This is a genomic window from Streptomyces sp. NTH33, assembly GCF_003236365.1.
Lineage (GTDB): Bacteria > Actinomycetota > Actinomycetes > Streptomycetales > Streptomycetaceae > Streptomyces.
In genome coordinates this window covers 1-1,346 of record NZ_POTZ01000897.1, presented here as the reverse complement: position 1 = coordinate 1,346, position 1,346 = coordinate 1, and the positions used below count along the sequence as shown (strand labels likewise).

Here is a 1,346-nt window from a genome sequence, read left to right as displayed (position 1 = left end):
CGGCCCACCTCGGCACCGCCCGCGGACGCGCTCGGCGTGCCCACCCTGAAGCGCCCGTTCGCCGGCTCGCCCGCCGAGCGGTGGGCGGACGGCGCCGACGCCATCGTGCTGCCCCCGGCCACCCCCGTGGGCACGCTGAGCAAGACGCAGGTCGCCTCCGCGCTGAAGGCGGCCAAGCAGTTCCTGGTGGCGGCGAACCTCGACCCCGCCACCCTGCGCGGCGAGCGCCCGCAGGCGGCGCTGGACGTGATCGAGCCGCTCCAGACCGAGCTGCTCGACCTGCTCGACACCTCGCTGCGCAAGCCGGACAAGGACCACGACCCGCTGTGGATGTTCAGCCGGTTCGACCCGAACGAGATCCGGCTCGCCGGCGACGTGGTCAAGGTCCGCGGCCGCATGACGTTCAAGCCGGGCGAGCACGCCTCCGTCGTGATGCACGCCGACTACACCTTCGTCTACCCCGTCACCCGCGTCGGCGGCGGCGCGGGTGACGAGGTGGAACGGACGATCGTGCGCCGCGTGCTGGACCTGGAACTCTCCGACCCCACGAAGTACCAGGTCACCCCAGGCAAGTTGGCCGTACTCGACTACTTCCAGGACATAGCCAACTCCGCCTGCGGGATCCACGACGGCTACCTGCACCCGCAGTTCGCCTCGGCCGCCCCGGTCGGGGATCCGCCGACCGGGGCGGCCGTGGACCCCTACGACCGCAGCCGGGACCTCGATCCCGAACCGGTCGAGGAGTGCGGCACGGTCACCCGCACCTGACACGAGCGCCCTTGCCGTCATGACAAGGGCACCTCCGCCCGGACCGTCTTGCCCACGGGCCGACGAGGTTCCCAGCCCCAGCTCGCGGCCAGGACGTCCACCAGGAGCAGGCCGCGGCCCGACTCCCCGTCGGGGTGGGACGAGGGCGCGGTCGCCGGTGGCCGTTTGGCCGAGGCCGCGTCCGCCACCTCGATGCGGATCACGTCGGTCGCCGCGTTCAGGGCGAGACTCAGCGTGAAGTCGTGCCCGGGGACCCTGCCGTGCCGCACGGCGTTCGCCGCGAGTTCGCCGACGACGAGCGCCACCGTGCAGGACGCGTCCGACTCCGGCGGGTGTCCCCACTCCTCCACGCACCGCACGGCAACGCGCCGGGCCAGCCGTGCGCCCCAGGATTGCCGGTTACGACACACAACTCGGCTTCGCTACCGAGGACTTCACAGGCGAGCCGAAGGCCGGCCGGCACCGCGTCCCAGGCGGCCGGGTTCCGGTCACGGTCCGTCGTCCGGGACCGCCGGGTCCTTGCCCGCGAGGGTCCGGCGGGCCACCGGCCTCCGTAAAGAACCGGGGAAAGAACCACC

At 72.9% G+C, this 1,346-nt stretch carries 2 protein-coding genes; one reads left to right on the top strand and one right to left on the bottom strand.

What is annotated here, in order from left to right; genetic code table 11:
- The coding region (locus tag C1I97_RS40470; protein ID WP_220040900.1) for a hypothetical protein at positions 1-768 on the top strand (768 nt) is incomplete at its 5' end.
- A 17-nt stretch (positions 769-785) separates the two neighbouring features.
- Here the strand turns inward: C1I97_RS40470 and C1I97_RS37350 are convergent.
- Positions 786-1,178 carry an ATP-binding protein gene (locus C1I97_RS37350; RefSeq protein ID WP_111007296.1) on the bottom strand — a complete coding sequence of 131 codons (393 nt, stop codon included), beginning with the start codon at positions 1,176-1,178 and terminating at the stop codon, positions 786-788.
- Positions 1,179-1,346: the final 168 nt, after the last annotated feature.